The following is a 22406-nucleotide window of genomic DNA, read 5'->3' as shown; positions in this document are numbered from 1 at the left end:
ATTTCCGGACCGGGCCCCCGTATGGCTACAGTTCGCCTATACCCGTTCCCCGAGGAGGTGGGCCGTGAGCCGCATGAGTGGCGCAGTGCGACTGTCAGGGGCGTTGAGTAGCCTGGTATGACTGCGATCACATGCGGTGCGCGCGGTCCACTGCGACGGTCGTACGCTTAGTGGGAAACATGCAGCACATTGCCCATATCCTTGGGATTATTGACGAGATGTGCCGAAGGCGAAGAAGAGGACTTGCAGTTGAAGGCCGCGTTGCGGATTGAACGAGTTGCACGCCGTGCGCACGGGGGAGTGCGTCGCGGTGATTCCGTATTCGTAAAGGCTATAGGGGGTTGGACGTGGCGCTGACAGGTGGTTCGAAGGACGATTGGCTGCGCTGGCTGGCCCCGCACGAGGACTCGTTCGAGCCATTTCCGCTTTCGCAGGCTCAGTACGGGATGTGGTTCGCGCAGCAACTCGACCCCGACGTCCCCGTGGTCATCGCCCAGTACATGGACTTCAACGGCGAGGTTGATGTCCAGCTGCTCGAGCGCAGCATCGACCAGGCCCGGTGCGAGATCGGGTCCGGCGCGCTGAAGATCGTCCTCGACGAGCACGGCGACCCCCTCCAGCGCATCGACCTGGGCGACCACCGATACATCGATTACCACGACTTCCGCGCGGAGCCGGATCCGTTCGCCGCGGCGCTCGCGTGGATGCATGACGAGTACAGCAGCCCTATCGACCCGTTGAAGGGACCGCTGGGCAACAGCGCGTTCCTGCAGGTCGAGGACCACCGTTATCTCTGGTACGGGCGTATCCACCACATCGCTCTCGATGGCTTCTCCGCAGCACGATGGGTCTCCCGATCAGCAGAGCTCTATACGTGCGCGATCGAGGGCACGGAGCCTCCAGCGCCCAGGTTCGCCTCGCTGCGCTCCCTCTACGAGGCCGACGTGCAGTACCGGAACTCCAGCCGGTACGCCATCGACCGCGATTTCTGGATCGAGCGCCTGAGCGGCTGGGGAGTCATCTCCAGCCTCGTCGAGGGCAGCGCCCAGGCAGTCCCTCGGACCAAGCTCGAGACCGCTCCGATCAGCCCGGGGATGGCCGAGCGGCTCGAGAACTCCGACCAGTCCTTCGGGGTGTCCGCCGCGCTGGTGCTGATCAGCGCGTTCGCCCTCTACCTCTCGCGCGCTACCGGCGAGCGAGATGTGACCGTGAGCACCACCATGCTTGGCCGCATCAACCGCCAGCAGCGCGAGTCCGGCGGAACCTTCGCCAACATCGTTCCCTTGCGCGTCAGCATCGATCCCGGTAGCACCCTCGATGACCTGTTCAAGACCGTCTTCCGGGAGCAGATCGGCGCCCTCAAGCATCAGCGATTCAGCGTCGAGCAGATCCGCCACGAGATCGGGCTTGGCGAATCCGAGCGTCGTCTCCTCGGCCCCATCGTCAACCCGATGCTCTTCGACCAGAACATCACCTTCGGCGATGTGAGCGGCGAGTTCAATATCCTCACGTCTGGCCCCGTCGAGGATCTCCTCGTCAACATCTACCCCCGCGGCCGCACGGGGCGCACCCACGTGGACTTCCGCGCCAACCCGGGTCTCTACTCCGACGAGCTGCTCGCCGAGCAGCACGGCCGGTTCATGGCCTTCCTCGAGGACTTCCTCTCCTCGACGCCCGAGCGCGCGCTCGGCGACATCCATCCGGAAACCGCCGAGCTTGGCCGGGCCATGGAGCGACGCCGTGACGCCGAGAAGTTCTGGAGCCGCGCCCTCGACGGGCTGCCCGAAGCACTCGATGTTCCGGGCGCGCAGGCCGGGGAGGGGCCGAGCACGGCGACGCTCGCGCTCGCGACCACCGCCGAGCAGCTCCGTGAGCGTGGGCAGGACGCCGAGCACGTGCTCATGGCCGCCGTGGCAGCGACGCTGGCCCGGCTCACCGGCGAGCCCGACATCGCGATCACCACCGTGGCGGCCCCCGAGGGCAATCCGGCAGTGATCCGGCTCGCGGTCGACACCGCGCGGTCGTTCGACGAGCTCGCCGAGCAAGCGCGCTCGCGCGCGGCCGCAGCGCTCGAGCATGCCACCCTCGACGCGGCCAGCCTCGCCAACGCGGTGGGTGCCGCGCGCGTGCCAGGGCATGCTTTCCTGGCGGTCCGCGCCACCGAATCCGCACCGCTTGACCTTTCAGCGTTCGATCCTTCAGCGTTCGATCCTTCAGCGTTCGATTCCCGGGCGGAAATCGCGATAGTTGTCGACCTCGCCGGCGCCGGACCGAAGCTCACCGTCACCGCTCCCGCCTCCAGCGACACCGTGCGGGGGATCGCCGGCCGGATCGATACGATGCTCGCCCGGTGCCTGGCCGCGCCGAGCAAGGCCGTGGGCGACCACTCCATGCTCGTCGAGGGCGAGCACGAGATGCTCGTCCCCGTGGAGGGGCCCGCCTCGAGCACAACGCGCACGCTCGGCGAGCTGTTCACCGAAGTCGCGGCAACCAACAGCGAGGTCCTCGCCGTCATCGCCGGCGACCAGGCACTCACCTACCGCGAGCTCGACGCGCGCGCCAACCAGGTCGCCCGCTACCTAATCGCCACCGCGGGAACGCGCGCCGAGCAACTCGTCGCGCTCGGCATCTCGCGCTCCGTCGAATCGATCCTCAGTACCTGGGCGATCACCAAGACCGGCGCTGGATTCGTTCCCGTCGACCCGAATTACCCGAAGGATCGCGTCGAGCACATGCTCGACGATTCCGGCGCGATCGTGGGCGTCACCGTGGCCGCGCAGCGAGCGAGCCTGCCCGACACCATCGACTGGGTCGTCCTCGATGACCCAATCGTGAGCGCCGCCATCGACCAGTACCCCAGCGGTCCGCTCGCCCCCACGGAGCTCGCGGCCCCGGTCCGGCTCGACAGCGTCGCCTACGTCATCTACACCTCTGGCTCCACCGGCAAGCCCAAGGGCGTCGCCGTAACCCACCACGGCCTCGAGAGCTACGCCGCCGAGGAGCGCGACGCGTTCGACGTCACCCCCGGCTCGCGCATCATGGCCTTCTCCTCGCCCAGCTTCGACGCCTCGCTGCTCGAGATCCTCTTCAGCCTCGGCAACGGCGTCACCATGGTCATCATCCCCACCACCGTCTACGGCGGCGATGACCTGCGCGAGCTCTTGCTCAAGCACCAGGTGACCCATGCCTTCATCACCCCGCTCGCGCTCGCGTCGGTCGAGCCCTCCGGGGTCGATGACCTGCGCGTGATCGCGGTCGGCGGCGAGGCGCTGCCCCGCGACCTGCTGCAGGCTTGGTCGCCCGGCCGGGTCTTCCACAACATCTACGGCCCCACCGAGACCACCATCGTCACCGCGATCAGCGAGCCGCTGCGGCCCGACGACCCCATCTCCATCGGTGGGCCCATCCGCGGCACCCGCATGGTGATCCTCGACGATCGGCTCCAGCCCGTGCCCATGGGTGTGCCCGGCGAGCTCTACATCACCGGCCTCGGGCTCGCCCGTGGTTATCACGAGCGCTTCGACCTCACCTCCAACCGGTTCGTCGCCGACCCCTACGGCCCAGCCGGCGCCCGCATGTACCGCAGCGGTGACCTCGCCCAGTGGGCGCGAGCGCCGCGCACCGGCAACCTCACCATCGAGTACGTCGGCCGCTCGGACTTCCAGGTCAAGGTGCGCGGCTTCCGCATCGAGCTCGGCGAGATCGACACCGTCCTCGCCAACCACCCCGCGATCGCGTTCGCCGCCACGCTCGGCGTGACCGGCCCCAACGGCGAGACTGCGCTCGTCGCCTACGTCAAGCCCGAGGAAGGCCAGGATCCCACCACCGACGAGCTGCTCGACCACCTCGGTGAGTTCCTGCCCGCGCACATGGTGCCGTCGCTGATCATCCCGATCAGCGAGATCCCGCTCAACCCCGTTGGCAAGCTCGACCGCAAGGCGCTGCCGGAGCCCGACTTCACCGGGACCGGCCGGACCGCCACCTTCGCCGCGCCGACCAACCCCGTCGAGGAGATCATCGCCGCGATCTTCGCGGAGCTGCTCGGTGCGGAATCCGTCGGCATCGACAACAGCTTCTTCGACCTCGGCGGCAACTCCCTCGTTGCCACCCGCGCCGTCGCTCGCATCAACGCCGCGCTCGGATCGAGCATCAGCGTGCGCGACCTGTTCGAGGCCACCACCACCCGCGAGCTCGCGCACCGTGCCGAGGGCGGGCAGGCCGCGACGCGGCGGCTTCCCCTCGTGCCGCAGGACCGTCCCGACAGCATCCCGCTGTCGCTCGCCCAGCAGCGAATGTGGTTCATCAACCAGTTCAACCCCGAGTCGCCGGCCTACAACGTGCCCATGGCCGTCGCGATGACCGGGGAGCTCGACCACAAGGCTGTTCAGCAGGCTGTCCTCGACCTGCTCGAGCGCCATGAGTCGCTGCGGACGATCTTCCCGGCTAGCGAGGACGGCGCCCACCAGGTCATCCTGCCCACGGGATCAGTCCGCCCCGACCTCGCGCCGCGCCCCGCCGACTCCGACGCGGAACTCGCCGCGGCAGTCACCAGCATGGCGACCGAGGGCTTCGACGTCACCCGCGAGATCCCGGTCCGCGCCGCCCTCTACCAGCGCGACGATACCCACCACACGCTGGTGTTCGTGCTCCACCACATCGCCTCCGACGGCTTCTCCCTCAAGCCGCTCGCCACCGACTTCATGCGCGCCTACACCAGCCGCGCCGCGGGCGCCGAGCCCGATTGGAAGCCGCTCGAGGTCCAGTACGCCGACTACGCGATCTGGCAGCGGGAATACCTCGGCGACGAGAACGACCCGGACAGCGTCCTCGCCGAGCAGATGGACTACTGGAAGAAGGCCCTCGCCGGCACGCCCGACCTTCTCGAGCTGCCCACCGACCGCCCTCGGCCCGCCGTGCAATCACTGCGCGGCGCCGACCACGCCTTCACCGTTCCCGCTGACATCCACAAGCGGCTGCGAGCCCTCGCCCACGACAACGGCGCCACCCTGTTCATGGTGATCCACGCCGCGCTCGCCGCCCTTCTCGCACGGCTCGCCGATACCGACGACGTGACGATCGGCACGCCCGTCGCGGGGCGTGGCGAGGCCGCGCTCGACGAGCTGATCGGCATGTTCGTCAACACCCTCGTGCTGCGCACCGCCGTGCACGATGATGAACCCTTCACCGCGCTGCTCGAGCGCGCCCGGACCACCGACATCGGTGCGTTCAGCCAGGCCGACGTCCCGTTCGAGGGACTCGTCGAATCGCTCAAGCCGCAGCGCTCCACCGCGCACGCCCCGCGCTTCCAGGTCATGCTGGAGTTCCAGAACCTCGGCGAGGCGCACGTCCGGCTGCCGTGGCTCGACATCGCCGTCCAGCCGCTTGGCACCTCCACCGCCAAGTTCGACATGCAGGTCATCCTTGCCGAGAAGTTCGAGGACGACGGTTCCCCGGCCGCTCTCGAGGCCACGATCACCTACGCCACGGATCTGTTCCTGCCCGCGAGCATCGCACGGCTCGCCGAGCAGTTCCGGGGGTTCCTTGGCAGCATCGCCGCCAGCCCTGCCACGCCGCTCGGCGCGATCGCGCTCACCACCAGCACCGAGCGAGACCACCTCGTGCGGGTCCTCAACGACACCGCCGCGCCCGTAGCCGGTGCGACCCTCGTCGAGAAGTTCGCTGCCCATGTCGCGCGCACCCCCGATGCGGTCGCCATCGAGTTCGACGGCACCACCCTGACCTACCGCGAGCTCGACGAGCGCTCCAACCAGCTCGCGCGCCATCTCATCACGCTCGGCGCCGGGCCGGACACCCACGTGGCGCTGGCTATGCGCCGCTCGGTCGAGCTGCTCGTCGGCATGTACGCCATCATCAAGGCCGGCGCTGCCTACGTCCCGCTCGACCCGGACAACCCTGCCGGTCGCAACGACTACGTCCTCGGCCTCGCCGCGCCCATCGGCGCGATCGTGGTCGATGCCGCGGACCTTCCCGAGGGCTCCACGGTGCCCGCGATCATCCTCGGCGGAATCTCGCTCGAGGATTACCCCGCCAGCACCATCACCGATGCCGACCGCACCCACCCCCTGCGCGCGGACAACCCCGCATACGTCATCTTCACCTCCGGCTCCACCGGCAAGCCCAAGGGCGTGTCCGTGCCGCACCGTGGCATCGTCAACCGGCTCGCGTGGATGCAGCATGAGTACCAGCTCAGTGCCTCGGACACCGTGCTGCAGAAGACCCCCTACACCTTCGACGTCTCCGTCTGGGAGTTCTTCTGGCCCCTGCAGGTCGGCGCGCGGCTCCTCATCGCCAAGCCCGACGGTCACCGCGACCCCGGCTACCTCGCCGACCTCATCGGCGGCTCCGGTGTCACCGTGCTGCACTTCGTGCCCTCGATGCTCGCGACGTTCGCCTCCTCGCTCGGCGCCGACCAGCGCGATCAGCTCGCGACCCTGCGGGCCGTCTTCTGCAGTGGCGAGGCACTGCCGCCCGCGGTGGTCGCGGACTTCCGCGCCCTCAGTGATGCGCGGATCCACAACCTCTACGGACCCACCGAGGCCTCCGTCGACGTCACCTACCACGAGTACACCGACTCCGACACCGTGTCCGTGCCCATCGGCGCGCCCGTGTGGAACACCCAGGTGTACGTGCTCGACCGCACCCTGCGGCCCACCCCTGTCGGCATCCCGGGAGAGCTCTACCTCGCCGGAACCCAGCTCGCCCGCGGCTATGTGCAGCGCGGGGATCTCACCGCTGATAGGTTCGTCGCCAGCCCCTACGGCGATCCCGGCTCCCGCATGTACCGCACCGGCGACCTCGTGCGGTGGCGCGCCAGCGCGGACGGCACCACTGAGCTCGACTACATCGGCCGCACCGATTTCCAGGTCAAGCTCCGCGGCCTGCGCATCGAGCTGCCCGAGATCGAATCCGTGCTGCTCGCCGATGCCGCGGTCGCGCAGGCAGTCGTCATCGTCCATCGCGACGAGCACACCGGCGACCGCCTCATCGCCTACCTCGTCGCCGCGCCCGGCCGCAGCATCGACACCGATGGCCTGCTCGAGCATGCGGCGAAGGAACTGCCGGCCTATATGGTGCCCGCCCAGGTGGTCACCCTCGACGCGTTCCCCCTCGGCGGCACCGGCAAGCTCGACCGCAAGGCCCTCCCCGTGCCCGACTTCGTTGCCGCGAGCGCCGAGCACGTCGCCCCGCGCAACGCCATCGAGGAAGTGATCGCCTCGATCTTCGCGGACCTGCTGGGAACCGACCGGGTCAGCGTCCATGACAGCTTCTTCGACATCGGCGGCAACTCGCTCATCGCGGCCCGCCTCATTGCCCGCGTCAACAATGCGCTCGATGCCAGCATCGGCGTGCGTGACCTGTTCGACGCCCCCACCGTCGCCACGCTCGCGGTCCGCGCCGAGTCGGCGCTGGGCCGCGAGCGCCCGCCGCTCGACAGCGTCGAGCGGCCCAGCCCCGTCCCGCTCTCGCTCGCCCAGCAGCGCATGTGGTTCATCAACCAGCTCGACAAGGGCAGCGCCGCCTACAACTCGCCGATGCCCGTGCGGCTCACCGGCCCGCTCGATATCACCGCGCTCGAGCAGGCCCTCCGCGACGTCGTCGAGCGGCACGAGACGCTGCGCACCCGGTACCCCGAGGGCATCGACGGCGCCACCCAGGACATCCTCGGCACCGACGATGTAGCCATCCCGCTGGCGCCCGAGGACGTGGACGGCGAGACCGGCCTGCACCAGCAGGCTGCCAAGTTCGCGTTCACCGGGTTCGACGTGGCCAGCGAGGTGCCCCTGCGGGCGCGGCTGTTCCGCCTCGCCCCCGAGGAGCACGTCCTGCTCGTGGTCATCCACCACATCTCCTCCGATGGGTTCTCCCTCGCCCCGCTTGCCCGCGATGTCGTCGTCGCCTATACCGCCCGCGCTCGGGGCCTCGCCCCCGAGTGGCCCCCGCTGCCCGTGCAGTACGCGGACTTCGCCGTATGGCAGCGCCAGGTCCTCGGCGACGAGAACAACCCCGCTTCGCTGCTCAACGAGCAGCTCGCCTACTGGCGCAACACCCTCGCGGGGCTGCCGGACGTGCTCGAGCTGCCCACCGATCGCCCGCGGCCGCCCAAGCAGTCCCTGCGGGGCGCGGTCGAGGAGTTCGACATCAGCGCGGAGCTGCACCAGCGGCTCCTCGAGCTCGCTCGCGCCCACAACGCCAGCGTTTTCATGGTGATGCACGCGGCGATCGCGCTGCTGCTCGCCAAGCTCTCCGGAACGCAGGACATCGCCGTCGGTACACCCATCGCCGGACGAGGCGAGGCCGAGCTCGACGATATCGTCGGCATGTTCGTCAACACCCTGGTGCTGCGCACCGAGGTGGACCTCGACGCCACCTTCGTCGACCTCATCCATAAGGCCCGCGCCGCCGACCTCGGAGCGTTCGGCCGCGCCGACGTTCCGTTCGAGCGCGTAGTCGATGCCCTGAGCCCGCAGCGCTCCGAGGCCCACTCGCCGCTGTTCCAGGTGATGCTGGAGTTCCAGAACAACGAGAAGCCGCGCCTCGACCTGCCCGGCCTCTCCGTCGAGGCGGTCGATATCCCCATCGATATCGCCAACTTCGACCTGCAGTTCATCCTCTCCGAGCGGTACGAAGCCGGCCCCAGCGGCATCACTGCTGGCCTGCGCTACGCCACCGATCTGTTCGACGCCAGCACGGTCCGCGGCTTTGCCCGGCGGCTCCTGCTGCTCCTCGATAACGCCACGGCGCGGCCCACCGCGCCGGTGAGCCACATCGACATCCTCGACGCCGACGAGCGTGCCGAGATCACCAGCATCAACGGCGGCCCCGGCAACCGTGCCGAAGGGCTGCCGGACCTGCTCACCATGGGCATCCGCGACCACGATGCCCCCGCCGTCATCGACGGTGACCGGCACATCACCTACCGCGAGCTCGACGAGCTGTCCAACCGCATCGCCCGCGTCCTCATCGAGGAAGGCGTCACCACCGAGAGCTTCGTCGCCCTCGGCTACGCCCGCTCCATCGAATGGCTCGTCTCGCTGTGGTCGGTCACCAAGGCCGGGGGCGCGTTCGTGCCCGTGGACCCCACCTACCCGCGTGACCGCATCGAGCACATGCTCACCGACTCCGGCGCAGTCGCGGGCCTCAGCGTCGAGGCCAACCATGCCTCCCTGCCCCCGCTGGTGCCGTGGATGTTCCTCGATGATCCCGCTTTCCAGGAGCGCCTCGCGCGCACCTCGGCCGCGCCGATCACCGATGCGGACCGCAACGCCCCGATCCTGCTCGAGACCTCCGCCTACCTGATCTACACCTCCGGATCCACCGGCAAGCCCAAGGGCGTGGTGATCTCCCACCGCGGGCTTGACAACTTCACCCCGGCGATGGTGGCGCACCCGTCGGTCACCCAGCACTCCCGCGTGCTGTCGTTCGCCTCGCCGAGCTTCGATGCGTCGCTGCTCGAGGTGCTGATGGCGTTCGGCGCGGGCGCGGCCATCGTGATCGTGCCCCCGCACGTCTACGGTGGTGACGAGCTCACCGCCGTGATCCGCGATCATCGCGTCACCCACGGGTTCATCACGCCGCTTGGCCTCGCGTCGGTCGACCGGTCACAGGTCGACCACTTCGAGTTCGTCGTCGTCGGCGGCGAGGCCGTCCCGCCGGAGCTCGTCAACGAGTGGGCGCACGGCCGCAAGATGTACAACGGCTACGGCCCCACCGAGGCCACCATCGTCGCGACGCTCAGCGATGCGATGCACCCCGGCGAGCCCGTCCGCATCGGTCGCCTGTTCAATGGCGTCACTGCCGTCGTGCTCGACACCCGCCTGCAGCCCGTCCCCAAGGGCGTGGCCGGCGAGCTGTACATCTCGGGCCTCGGTCTCGGTCGCGGCTACCACGAGCGGTTCGAGCTCACCGCCAACCGGTTCGTCGCCAACCCGTACGGCGAGCCGGGGGAGCGCATGTACCGCACCGGCGACGTGGTCCGCTGGGTCGATGACTACCAGCTCGAGTCCCTCGGGCGCTCCGACTTCCAGGTCAAGGTGCGTGGCTTCCGCATCGAGCTCGGCGAGATCGACTCCGCGCTGCTCAGCCACCCGAGCATCGACTTCGCCGTCACGCTCGGCCGCACCAGCCCCTCCGGTGCCACCGCGCTCGTGTCCTACGTCCGCGCGGCCACCGGCCACGCGGTGGACACCGCAGCGCTGACCGAGCACGTCGCAGGCTTCCTGCCCGCCTACATGGTGCCGTCGGTGATCATGGTGATCGAGGAGATCCCGCTCGCCGTCACCGGCAAGCTTGATCGCAAGGCTCTGCCCGATCCGGACTTCACCCTCGCCGCCACCGAGTACCGGGCGCCCACCAACCCGATCGAGGAGACCGTCGCCGGCATCTTCACCGAGGTCCTCGGCATCGACCGGATCAGCATCGACGACAACTTCTTCGACGCTGGCGGAAACTCGCTGATCGCCACCCGCGTTGTCGCCCGCGCCAACGCCGCGCTCGGCACCCGTATCGGCGTGCGCGAGCTGTTCGATACGCCTACCGTCGCCGGGCTCGCAGCGGTCATCGCCGAGCGTGCCAGCGACACGACCGACCGGCCCGCGCTCGTTCCCCAGCCGCGCCCCGAGCGAATCCCGCTCTCCTCCGCGCAGCAGCGCATGTGGTTCATCAACCAGTTCGACACGGAGTCGGCCGCGTACAACGTGCCCATGGCCATCCGGCTCAGCGGCACGCTCGACCTGCCGCTGCTGAACACCGCCATCCGTGATGTGATCGCGCGGCACGAATCGCTGCGGACGGTCTTCCCCAGCCTCGATGGCGTTCCCGCGCAGGTCATCCTGCCCCCGCGCGAGGTGGGGATCGACCTCGCGCCCATCGATACAGTGCCGGGCGAGCTGATCGCCGATATCGAGGCATTCGTCGGGCAGGGCTTCGACGTGACCACGGCCGTGCCGATCCGGGCCCGGCTGCTCCGGCTCGCCGCCGACGAGCACGTCCTCGTCATCGTCGTGCACCACATCTCCGCGGACGGCTTCTCCATGGCACCGCTCGCCACCGACGTGATGGTCGCCTACCACTCGCGGATGCACGGTGACGAGCCGGCCTGGAAGCCGCTCGACGTGCAGTACGCCGACTTCGCGCTGTGGCAGCGCGACCTGCTCGGCGAGGAATCCGACCCGTCCTCGGTCCTCGCCCGTCAGCTCGACTACTGGAAGCAGGCCCTCGCCGGGCTGCCCGATGTCGTGGACCTGCCCGCCGATCGGCCCCGCCCGGTCAACGCGTCCCTGCGCGGCGGCCTCGTGCGGTTCCCCATCGATGCCGGCACCCACCAGGCTCTTGCCGAGCTCGCGCGCGCCCACGGTGCCACCATGTTCATGGTGATGCACGCCGCCCTCGCGGTGCTCGTGTCACGGCGCTCCGGCGAGGACGACCTCGCCATCGGCACCCCTGTGGCAGGCCGCGGCGAGGAAGCCCTCGACGGCGTCGTCGGCATGTTCGTCAACACGCTGGTGCTGCGCACCGAGATCGACCAGAACGCGCCGTTCGCGGACCTGCTCACCGAGGTCAAGGACACCGACCTCGCGGCATTCACCAACACCGACGTGGCGTTCGAGCGGCTCGTCGAGATCCTGCGGCCCGACCGCTCCACCTCGCACTCGCCGCTGTTCCAGGTCCTCATCGAGTTCCAGAACAACCCCGAGGCCCGGCTCGAGCTGCCCGGCCTGACCATCGAGCCGGTCATGTTCGAGGACCACATCTCCAAGTTCGACCTGCAGCTGTCACTGCGGGAGAGCATCACCGAGGATGGCGCGCACGCCGGCATCGACGCTGGCCTCATCTATGCCACCGACCTGTTCGACCAGGACACCGTGGAGATGTTCGCGCAGCGGTTCCAGGGCATCCTCGCCGAGATCGTGGGCGACCCCGCCGTGCCGGTCGGCGATATCGCCCTGCTCAGCGACACCGAGCAGCATGCCATGCTCACCGCCTGGAACCATCCGGGCACGATCGTCCCCGAGCGCACGCTCGCCGACGCCTTCGCCAGCGCTGCCGCGCGCTTCCCCGAGCGCATCGCCGCCGTGTCCGAGATCGACGGCCAGCGCACCGAGCTGACCTATCAGGACCTCGATCAGCGCTCCAACCAGCTTGCTCGCCGCCTCATCGCGGCCGGGGCGCGGCCCGAGGCGCTCGTGGGCGTCGCGGTCCCGCGCGACGCCAGCCTGATCATCGCGCTGCTCGCCGTGATCAAGTCCGGTGCCGCCTACCTGCCCGTCGACACCACCTATCCGGCTGATCGCCTCGAGTTCATGCTCACCGACGGCGCGCCCGTCGCGATCATCACCACGAGCACGGACCAGCACCTGCTGCCCGCCACCGGCAGCGAGCTCCTGCTGCTCGACGAGGAAGCACCCGAACACAGCAGCGAGCCGATCACCGATCGTGACAGGATCGCTCCGCTCCGCTGGGACAACACCGCCTACGTCATTTACACCTCGGGCTCCACCGGCAAGCCCAAGGGCGTGGCCGTGCCGCACCGCACGGTCCTCACCCTCTTCGCGAACACCCAGGCCAGCTTTGGCTTCGACGAGAACGACGTGTGGACGATGTTCCACTCCTACGCGTTCGACTTCTCCGTCTGGGAGCTGTGGGGACCGATGCTGCACGGCGGCACCCTCGTGGTGGTCGACTACTTCACCGCGCGCAGCCCCGAGCAGTTCCATGCCCTGCTGCGCCGCGAGCGCGTCTCCGTGCTCAACCAGACACCGTCCGCGTTCTACCAGCTCGCCGAGATCGACCGGCAAGCAGGCACCAGCGACGACCTCGCGCTGCGCTCCATCATCTTCGGCGGCGAGGCCCTCGACCTTGCTCAGCTCGACCGCTGGTACGCCCGCCACGCCGACGACGCGCCGCGCCTGGTCAACATGTACGGCATCACCGAGACCACGGTGCACGTCACCTACCTCGAGCTCGACCGCGAGTTCGCCGCCAGCGCCGCGGCCTCGGTCATCGGCCAGGCACTTCCCGGCCTGCGCGTCTCCGTGCTCGATGCTCGCCTGCGCCCTGTCCCGCCCGGCACCATCGGCGAAATGTACGTCTCCGGCCCGCAGCTCTCCCGCGGCTACCTCGGTCGGCCCGACCTCACCGCGGGACGCTTCGTCGCTGACCCCAACGGCGAGCCCGGCACGCTGATGTATCGCTCGGGCGACCTCGCGCGGTGGAACAAGAACGGCCAGCTCGAATACCTCGGCCGCTCCGACTTCCAGGTGCAGCTGCGTGGCTTCCGCATCGAGCTTGGCGAGATCGAGGCAGCGCTGCTGCGCTACCCCGGCATCGCCCAGTCCGCGGTGCTGCTGCGCGCCGACAACGGGCCCGGGTCCGAACGGCTCGTCGGCTATGTGCTGCCCGAGGCCGGGCAGCAGCCGGAGCCGCAGGCGATCCTCGACGCGCTCGCCGACACCCTCGCGGCGCACATGCTCCCCGCCGCGGTGCTCGTCGTCGATGAGTTCCCCCTTACTGCCAACGGCAAGCTTGATCGCCGTGCCCTGCCCGCGCCGGACTTCGCCGCCCTCGTCACCGAGGGGCGCGCCCCGTCCACCCCGGTGGAGGAGAAGCTCGCCGAGGTGTTCGCGCAGGTGCTCGGCCTCGACTCGGTGGGCGTGGACGACTCGTTCTTCGCGCTCGGCGGCGATTCGATCATGTCGATCCAGCTCGTCACCCGCGCCAAGGCCGCCGGGATCCAGCTGCGGCCACGCGACGTGTTCAACCTGCGCACCGTGGCAGCGCTCGCCAGCGCGGCCGTGCTCACCGAGGACGAGGAAGCGGTCACCCTCACGGAGCTGCCCGGCGGCGGCGTCGGCCCCATGCCTCTGACGCCCATCATGGAATGGATGCTCGAGCGCGGCGGTGCCTATAACCGCTACTCGCAGTGCGCTCTGCTCACCCTTCCGCCCAGCATCGACCGTGAGGGCATCGCTGCCACGCTGCAGGCCGTCATCGATCACCATGATCTGCTGCGCGCCCGCCTCGATGGGCACGAGCTGATCGTGTCCGAGCCCGGCACCATTCACGCCGAGGACCTGATCGACCAGGTCACCGTTGACGCCGAACCCGGGAGCGATGCGTTCACCGAGGCGGCCGAGGCCGCGCTCGACGCGGCGGCGGACAAGCTCGACCCTGACCACGGCGTCATGCTGCGCGCCGCCTGGATCGAGCCGCGGTCCGGCAGCGCCGGGCGCATCGTCCTCGCCATCCACCACCTCGCCGTTGACGGTGTGACCTGGCGATTCCTCGTGCCCGACCTCGCGACGGCCTGGAACCAGATCGCCAACGGGCAGCCCATCCAGCTCGATGCCAGCACCACGTCGTTCCGGCGCTGGGCGCATGGGCTCGCCGAGAACGCCCCGGCCCGCCACGACGAGCTCGATACGTGGCGCCAGTTCCTCGGGGGCACCGAGCCCCACCTCGGTTCGCGGGCCTTCGACCCCGCCATCGACACCAACGCCACCGTCGAGCGCATCGACGTCTCCGTGCCCACCACGGTCACCGATGCCCTGCTCACCCGGGTGCCCGAGGCCTTCCACGGCGGCGTCAATGATGGCCTGCTCGCCGCTCTGGTGCTCGCGCTGGCCCGCTGGCGCGGCGCCACGACGCCGCTGGTGGGCCTCGAGGGCCACGGCCGCGAGGAGAACGCCGTCCCCGGCGCCGACCTCGGCCGCACCCTCGGCTGGTTCACCACCATCATCCCGATCCGGCTCGACGCGACCGGCATCGACCTCGACGACGCGTTCGCTGGCGGTGCCGCCACCGGCGCCCTCATCAAGAACGTCAAGGAGCTGCTGCGGTCGCTGCCCGACAACGGCATCGGCTTCGGGCAGTTGCGCTACCTGGCCGCGGAGACCGCCGACGAGCTCCGCCCGATCAGCCGCCCACAGGTGAGCTTCAACTACCTCGGCCGCTTCACCACCGGGGAGCTCACCGATGAGCTGCGCGCCCTCGGCTGGCTTCCCGTCGGGGACAACGAGGACACCACCAACCTCGCCGCTCGCCAGAACGACGACATGGCCGCGATGGCGGTGCTCGACATCAACACCGTCACCGAGGCCACCGCGGACGGCCCCGTGCTTCGCGGCACCATCGGATTCCCCACTGGGCTGCTCACCGAGGAGGAGGCCCGCGAGTTCGGTGCACTGTGGGTCGAGGCGCTCACCGCGATCGCCCACCACGTCTCCCGCGCCGGAGCCGGTGGATTCACCCCCACAGACCTCGACCTGGTACGCATCGACCAGGGGTCGATCGACCGGCTGGAGAAGCAGTACCCGAGCCTCGCCGATGTGTGGCCGCTCTCGCCGCTGCAATCCGGCCTGCTGTTCCACGCGGTGCTCGCCGAGCAGACCGTCGACGCCTACATGGTCCAGCTCGTCCTGCACCTGCGCGGCGTCGTCGACCAGGATCGCATGCGCCGCACCGTGCAGGCCTTGCTCGACCGCCACGCCAACCTTCGCGTCGCCTATGCCTCGGACAATGCCGGGCAGGCCGTGCAACTGGTGCCCGACGACGTCGAGGCGCCCTTCGCCATGGTGGACCTCTCCACCGCCGAGGATCAGGAAGCCGCGCTCACCGAGCTGCTGCGCGCCGATCACCAGCGCCAGTTCCACATGGGCACCGCTCCGCTGATCCGCTTCATGCTGGTCGATCTCGGCGCGGGGGAGTACCGGTTCGTCATCACCAACCATCACATCCTGCTCGATGGCTGGTCCACGCCGCTGCTGCTCACCGACCTCATCGGCCTCTACATCCTCGACGCCGACCCGTCGGCGCTGCCGCCCGTCCGCTCCTACCGCGACTACCTCGCGTTCGTCTCCGCCACGGATCCGCGCGAATCGCTCGCGGCCTGGGTCGAGGCATTCGCTGGGGTGGAGGAGCCCACCACGATCGTGCCGCTCGATCGGTCGAGGCAGCATGACGCGGGGTCCCGCGAGACCATCGTCGACTTCACCGAGGGCGAGACCGAGCGCTTCACCGCCCTTGCCCGCGACCTCGGCGTCACCCTCAACACGATCGTGCAGACCGCCTGGGGAATCATCCTGGGCACGCTCACCTCGCGCGATGACGTCGTGTTCGGCACCACCGTCTCGGGACGGCCGCCGCAGATCCCCGGCATCGAGAAGATGATCGGCCTGTTTATCAACACTCTCCCCGTGCGGGTGACGCTCGACCCTGCCGAGTCCCTCACCGACCTGCTCAAGCGAGTGCAGTCCGAGCAGGCCAACTTGCTCGACCATCACTACGTGCAGCTCGCCGATATCCAGCGCGAGGTCGGCGCGGGCGCCACCTTCGACACCCTCGCGGTGTTCGAGTCCTACCCCGTCGACACCGCGGGCGCGACCGAGGAGACCGACCTCGGCGGCATGCGCATCGTCGGGTTCGACGGCGTGGACGCCGCCCACTACCCGGTCACCCTCGTCGCCTACACCGACGATGCCCTGCACCTGAAGCTCAAGTACTTCCCCGACCTGCTCGACGACACCACCCTCGACGGCATCAAGCAGCGGCTCGACGCCGTGATGCACCAGCTCCTCGAGGAGCCTGCCACCCGCTACGCGCAGCTCGACGTGCTCACCGCCGCCGAGCGGCAGCGGTACGTGCCGGTCAGCGGTGCGCCCGGGCAGGCCACCCGCACCCTCGCGCAGCTCCTCGCCGACGCCGCCGCGGCCGACCCGCAGCGCATCGCGATCATTGATGGTGACCGCGAGATCACCTACCGCGAGCTCGACGAGCGCTCCAACCAGCTCGCTCGCCTCCTGCTTTCCCGCGGCGCCCGCCCCGAGGAGTTCGTGGCGCTCGGCATCTCCCGCTCCATTGAATCGATCCTCGGCATCTGGGCCGTCACCAAGGCCGGGGCTGCCTACGTCCCCGTCGATCCGACGTATCCGCGTGACCGCATCGAGCACATGCTGACCGACTCCGGCGCGAGGACCGGGCTCACCACCAGCAATCGCATCGAGGCGCTGCCGCAGGACGTGCCCTGGCTCGTCCTCGACGATGCCCGCACTATCGCGGAGATCGACCAGTACCCCGCCTCGCCCATCCGCGCGGACGAGCTGCACGGCACCGTGCACCTCGATTCCGCGGCGTACGTCATCTACACGTCCGGCTCGACCGGAACGCCCAAGGGCGTGCTCGCCACCCACCGTGGCCTCGGGAACTTCGCCACGGTCGCGCGCGAGCACTTCCGCACCGGACCCGAGGCCCGCGTGATGCACTTCTCCTCGCCGAGCTTCGACGCCTCGGTGCTGGAGCTGCTCCATGCCTTCGGCAGCGCCGCGACGATGGTGATCGTGCCGCCAGAGACCTATGGCGGCGAGGAGCTCGCGCACATCCTCGCGAGGAAGAACGTCACCCACGGCTTCATCACGCCGCTCGCGCTTGGCTCCATGGACCCCGCGGCCCTTCCCGGGCTGCAGGACATCTCCGTCGGTGGCGAGGCAGTGCCCTCCGCCCTCGTGGAGGACTGGGCACCAGGCCGTCGCCTCTACAACGGCTACGGCCCCACCGAGACCACCATCATGGTGCTCATCGGGCGGCCCATGCGCGCCGAGGGCCCCGTGCGGCTCGGCGGCCCCATTCGCGGCACCGACGCCGTGGTGCTCGACGCGCGCCTCAAGCCCGTGCCCGTGGGCGCGGCAGGCGAGCTGTACGTCACCGGGCTCGGCCTGGCACGGGGCTACCACGAGCGCCGTGGACTGACCGCCGAGAGGTTCATCGCCAATCCCTACGGCGAGCCGGGCACGCGCCTGTACCGCACCGGCGACGTGGTGCGCTGGGCCCCGGGCGACGACGGCACTCTCGAGCTCGACTACGTGGGCCGCTCCGACTTCCAGGTGAAGGTGCGTGGATTCCGCATCGAGCTCGGGGAGATCGACGCTGTCCTCGGCAACCATCCCGCGGTCAACGTGGCCATCACCGTCGGGCACACGCGGCCCAACGGGCAGACCATGCTCGTGTCCTACGTCTCGCCGCGCGAGGGCGCCACCATCGACACCGCCGCGCTCACCGTGCACCTCGGCGAGTCCCTGCCATCGCACATGGTGCCGTCGCTGATCATCCCGGTCGACGCCATGCCGCGCACCCCCGTCGGCAAGATCGACCGCAAGGCGCTGCCCGAGCCGGACCTCACCTCCCTCGAGATCGAGTACGTGGCCCCGCGCAACGTCATCGAGGAAGCCATCGCCGGAGTGTTCGCCGATGTGCTCGCCGAGGACCGCGTCAGCGTGCTCGCGAACTTCTTCGACCTCGGTGGCAACTCACTGATCGCCACGAGGGTGATCGCTCGCGTCAACGATGCGCTCGGCACCACCCTCGGCGTGCGGGAACTGTTCGACGCGCCCACCGTCGAGGCCCTCGCCCTGCGCGCCGAGCACGCGGCCTCGCCCGAGCTCGCGGCCGTGCCCCTCGAGCCGCGCGAGCGGCCCGCGCACGTCCCGGTGTCGCTCGCGCAGCAGCGCATGTGGTTCATCAACCAGTTCGACACCACCTCCCCGGCCTACAACGTCCCGCTCGCGGTGCGGCTCACCGGTGAACTCGACGTCGATGGCTTCACCCAGTCGCTGCGCGACGTCATCGACCGCCACGAGGCCCTGCGCACCGTGTTCCCGCGCACCGATGACGGCCCCTCGCAGGTGATCCTCCCCGCCGAGGACGTGGTGAACGGCCTCGTGCCGCAGGACATGCCGAGCGAGGCGGTCCTGCGTGACCGCATCATCCGCATCGCCGGCCAGGGCTTCGATGTGCAGGCCGAGGTTCCGCTGCGGGCGAGGCTGTTCCGGCTCTCGCCGACCGAGCATGTGCTGCTCGTGGTCGTGCACCACATCTCCGCCGACGGGTTCTCCATGATGCCGCTCGCCCGCGACATCATGGTCGCCTACCACGCCCGGCGAGCCGGTGCCGAGCCAGGCTGGAAGCCCCTCGACGTGCAGTACGCCGACTACACCCTGTGGCAGCGCGAGGTGCTCGGCGATGACACCGACCCCGGCAGCCTCGCCGGGCGCCAGATCGAGTTCTGGAAGCGCACCCTCGCCGGTGTGCCCGACGTGCTCGAGCTGCCCACCGACCGGCCCCGCCCCGCCCAGCAGACGCTGCGCGGCGCCGACACCCGGTTCACCATCCCCGCTGCGCTGCACAGCAGCGTCGATGCCCTCGCCAAGCGCAATGGCGCGACGACGTTCATGGTGCTGCACTCCGCGCTCGCAGTGCTGCTCGCCAGGCTCTCCGGCAGCGAGGACATCCCCATCGGCACTCCCGTCGCCGGTCGTGGCGCGGCCAAGCTCGATGACCTCGTCGGCATGTTCGTCAACACGCTGGTCCTGCGCACCCACGTCCCCGGGAGCGCCAGCTTCGCCGACGTGCTCGCCACCACCAAGGACACCGACCTCGCGGCGTTCAGCCACGCCGACGTGCCGTTCGAGCGGCTCGTCGAGGTGCTCAAGCCCGAACGCTCCACCGCGCACTCGCCACTGTTCCAGGCAACCATCGAGTTCCAGAACATCGGCGCCCCCGGCATGGACCTCGACGGTGTCCGGGTCGAGCCGCTTGACTTCCCCACGGTCGTCGCGAAGTACGATCTCGAGCTGATCCTCAGCGGCGACGGCAGTGGCCAGGGCGATCTCGAGGCGGCCTTCACCTACGCCACCGACCTGTTCGACGCGGGAACGGTGCGGCAGCTCGCCGACCGGTTCCTGCGCATCCTCGAGCAGGCCGTGCTCGACCCTGCTCGGCCGATCGGCGATCTCGAGATCCTCGACACCACCGAGCAGGAACGCTTCGTCCCCGTCCACGGCCCCGCAGGGCTCGAGCCAGCACTGCTGCCCGAGATCCTCGCCCGCGCCGCGGCGCGGGATCCCGGAAATACCGGCCTCGAGCTGGGGGATGCCTCGCTCACCTACCAGGAGCTCGACGAGCAGTCCACCAGGCTCGCCCGGCACCTCATCGCCCTCGGCGCGGGGCCGGAGAAGGTCGTCGCGCTCGGCATGGCACGCTCCCTCGAATCCGTGCTGTCGGTGTGGGCGGTCGCCAAGACCGGTGCCGCCTTCGTGCCCGTTGACCCGAGCTACCCGGCCGACCGCATCGAGCACATGCTCACCGACTCGGCCGCCGTCGCGGGCATCACCGTCGCCGCGCACCGGGCCGCCCTGCCGGGCCTCGTGCAATGGGTCGAGCTCGATGACCCGGCGACCCGGGATCGAATCGCAGCCCTGGCCGCCACCCCGATCACCAACGATGACCGGCGCCAGGCCCTGCGCGTGCACAACCCGGCGTACCTGATCTACACCTCCGGCTCCACCGGCACGCCCAAGGGCGTCGCCGTCACCCACGCGGGGCTGGCTAGCCTGGCCGCGGAGGAGCACGATCACCTCGGCGTCGAGCCCGGATCACGCGTCCTGCACTCGGCCTCGCCGAGCTTCGACGCATCGGTTTTCGAGATGCTCATGGCCTACGGGTCCGCCGCGACCCTCGTCGTGGCGCCGCCCAGCGTCTACGGCGGCAGCGACATGGCGGAACTGCTCCGGAGCAAGCGCATCAGCCACGCCTTCTTCACCCCGGCCGTGCTGGCCTCGGTGGAGGACGACGGCGTGGACGATCTCCGGTCCATCCTCGTCGCGGGCGATGTCTGCCCGCCCGAGCTCGTGGCCCGCTGGGCTCCCGGACGCGCCATGGTCAACGCCTACGGCCCCACCGAGACCACCATCATGAGCAGCATCACCGCGCCCATGAAGGCGGGCGAGCCCGTCACCATCGGTGCCACCACCCGTGGCTTCACCGCCATGGTGCTCGATGGCCGGTTGCAGCCCGTGCCGCCCGGCGTGGCAGGGGAGCTGTACCTGTCCGGTCCCGCGCTCGCGCGGGGCTACGAGGGCCGTGCGCGGCTCATCTCGGAACGCTTCGTCGCCAGCCCGTTCGGCGCTCCCGGCGACCGGATGTACCGCACCGGCGATGTGGTGCGGTGGACCGACCGCGCCACCGAGCCCGAGCTCGAGTTCGTGGGCCGCTCCGACTTCCAGGTCAAGATCCGCGGCCTGCGCATCGAGCTCGGCGAGATCGACACCGCGCTCGCGAGCCACTCGAAGGTCAGCTTCGCCACCACCACTGGCTACCAGCGGGAGACCGGCGATACCATCCTCGTCTCCTACGTGCGGCTCCACGACGGCGACACCGCCACCCCGGAGGAACTGAGCGCCTACATCAGCGAGTTCCTGCCCGGCTACATGGTGCCGTCGGTGATCGTGCTGCTCGACGAGGTGCCGCTCACCCCGGTCGGCAAGCTCGACCGCAAGGCGCTGCCAGCGCCCGACCTCGAAACCTTCCGCAAGGAATACGTCGCCCCGCGCAACGACGACGAGCGCATCGTCGCCGAGGTGTTCGCGAGCATCCTGGGCGTCGAGCAGGTCAGCGTGCATGACAGCTTCTTCGACCTGGGCGGCAACTCGCTCAGCGTCACGCAGGTCGTGTCCGCGCTGGAGAAGGAGACCGGGCGCGCGCTGCGCCTGCAAGCGGTCTTCCTCAACCCGACGCCCGCCGGGCTCGCCGAGCGGCTGCAGCGCCCCGACGAGGCCCCCAGCGAGCTCGCCGGGCAACTCCTTGCTCCCGTCATCCGGCTGCGCCCGCACGGCCGCAGGGAGCCACTGTTCTGCGTGCACCCCGGAGTGGGACTTTCCTGGGCGTACACGGCACTGACCGCGCACATCCCGGAGGACCGCCCGGTGTTCGGCCTGCAGCTTCCCTCCCTGACCGGGGCGCGGCCAGCGGAGTCGATCAGCGAGCTCGCCGCCGAGTATGTCCGCCATGTCCGCGACGTCCAGCCGCAGGGGCCCTACCACCTGCTCGGCTGGTCCCTCGGTGGCGTGATCGCCCAGGAGATGGCCGTCCAGCTCCGCGCCGCGGGGGAGGACGTCGCGACAGTGGCATTGCTCGACAGCTTCGTCGTCACCGATACCGAGGTGCCGACCATGGCCGAGCTCGTGGGCAGCTTCGGGGGCATCGAGGGCGTGAGCGAGGACCTCGACTACGAGGATGCCGCGCGGCTCGTCGACGAGGGGCTCGGGCAGCCCACCGGGCTGACCGCCACCCACATGGAGCGCATCCACCGCGGGTTCGAGGACGCTGCCCGCATCATGGCCATCCATGAGCCCTCCGTCCTTGATGCCGATGTGCAGTTCTTCGCTGCCCGCGGCACCACCGATCCGTCCGGCACGCTGCGCACCGCGGACGAATGGCGCCCACTGACCAGCGGCACCCTCGACATCCACGATGTGCCGGTCAAGCACCAGCAGATGGTCGAGCCCGACGCGATCGCGGTGATCGGGCCGATCCTCGCCCGCCACCTCGACGATCACTGA

The 22406-nt window shown here is 69.6% G+C and carries 1 protein-coding gene; it reads left to right on the top strand.

Annotated elements, in window-relative coordinates; translation table 11 throughout:
* The first annotated feature begins 347 nt into the window (after positions 1–347).
* Complete coding sequence (locus tag HT102_RS13235) at positions 348–22406, top strand: non-ribosomal peptide synthase/polyketide synthase (protein ID WP_333473445.1); 22059 nt, start codon at positions 348–350, stop codon at positions 22404–22406.

The sequence above is a fragment of the Lolliginicoccus lacisalsi genome (assembly GCF_014841105.1).
GTDB classification, from domain to species: domain Bacteria; phylum Actinomycetota; class Actinomycetes; order Mycobacteriales; family Mycobacteriaceae; genus Lolliginicoccus; species Lolliginicoccus lacisalsi.
Note: the sequence above shows the minus strand (reverse complement) of the source record. Positions and strands in the feature narration are given on the sequence as shown.